We start from the raw sequence: 1,690 nt of genomic DNA on the forward strand, positions 1-1,690 counted from the left end.
TTCTTGCTCACAATATGTAATTAATTATCTGTGTGGACACTTCGCATGTGCGACTTTTCGTTAAGGAGGTGATCCAGCCCCAGGTTCCCCTAGGGCTACCTTGTTACGACTTCACCCCAGTCATGAACCACAAAGTGGTGAGCGTCCTCCCGAAGGTTAAACTACCCACTTCTTTTGCAGCCCACTCCCATGGTGTGACGGGCGGTGTGTACAAGGCCCGGGAACGTATTCACCGTGGCATTCTGATCCACGATTACTAGCGATTCCGACTTCATGGAGTCGAGTTGCAGACTCCAATCCGGACTACGACAAGCTTTATGGGATCCGCTTACTCTCGCGAGTTCGCAACCCTCTGTACTTGCCATTGTAGCACGTGTGTAGCCCATCCCGTAAGGGCCATGATGACTTGACGTCGTCCCCACCTTCCTCCGGTTTGTCACCGGCAGTCTCCTTAGAGTTCTCAGCATTACCTGCTAGCAACTAAGGATAGGGGTTGCGCTCGTTGCGGGACTTAACCCAACATTTCACAACACGAGCTGACGACAGCCATGCAGCACCTGTCTCAGAGTTCCCGAAGGCACTAATCTATCTCTAGAAAATTCTCTGGATGTCAAGGGATGGTAAGGTTCTTCGCGTTGCATCGAATTAAACCACATGCTCCACCGCTTGTGCGGGCCCCCGTCAATTCATTTGAGTTTTAACCTTGCGGCCGTACTCCCCAGGCGGTCTACTTAATGCGTTAGCTGCGCAAGACATCTCTTAAGAGACGAACTGCTAGTAGACATCGTTTACGGCGTGGACTACCAGGGTATCTAATCCTGTTTGCTACCCACGCTTTCGTACATGAGCGTCAGTGTTGATCCAGGTGGTTGCCTTCGCCATTGGTATTCCTTCAGATCTCTACGCATTTCACCGCTACACCTGAAATTCTACCACCCTCTCTCACACTCTAGCCATCCAGTTTCAAATGCAGTTCCCAGGTTGAGCCCGGGGCTTTCACATCTGACTTAAATGGCCGCCTGCGTACGCTTTACGCCCAGTAATTCCGATTAACGCTCGCACCCTCCGTATTACCGCGGCTGCTGGCACGGAGTTAGCCGGTGCTTCTTCTGCGAGTAACGTCAAATCTAGCAGGTATTAACTACTAAACCTTCCTCCTCGCTGAAAGTGCTTTACAACCCGAAGGCCTTCTTCACACACGCGGCATGGCTGCATCAGGCTTGCGCCCATTGTGCAATATTCCCCACTGCTGCCTCCCGTAGGAGTCTGGACCGTGTCTCAGTTCCAGTGTGGCTGATCATCCTCTCAGACCAGCTAGGGATCGTCGGCTTGGTGAGCCTTTACCTCACCAACTACCTAATCCCACTTGGGCTTCTCTAAAGGCGAGAGCCGAAGCCCTCTTTAAGCCGTAGCTACTATGCGGTATTAGCAGTCGTTTCCAACTGTTGTCCCCCACCTAAAGGCAAATTCCCAAGCATTACTCACCCGTCCGCCACTCGTCATCAAACTAGCAAGCTAGTTCATGTTACCGTTCGACTTGCATGTGTTAGGCCTGCCGCCAGCGTTCAATCTGAGCCATGATCAAACTCTTCACTTAAAAGTTTAATCGGCTACTTAATAAAAATACTGTTCAAATAAATTTGTGCAGACATTCTATATAAGTAGCTTTATACATATATATTGTTGTCAC

General features: G+C 50.2%; 1 rRNA gene. It reads right to left on the bottom strand.

From position 1 onward, the window contains the following. Positions 1-61 precede the first annotated feature (61 nt). Positions 62-1,597 (bottom strand): 16S ribosomal RNA (locus tag KO525_RS05270). Positions 1,598-1,690: the final 93 nt, after the last annotated feature.

Source organism: Psychrosphaera sp. B3R10 (assembly GCF_018861025.1).
In the GTDB taxonomy this organism is placed as follows: Bacteria; Pseudomonadota; Gammaproteobacteria; order Enterobacterales; family Alteromonadaceae; genus Psychrosphaera; species Psychrosphaera algicola.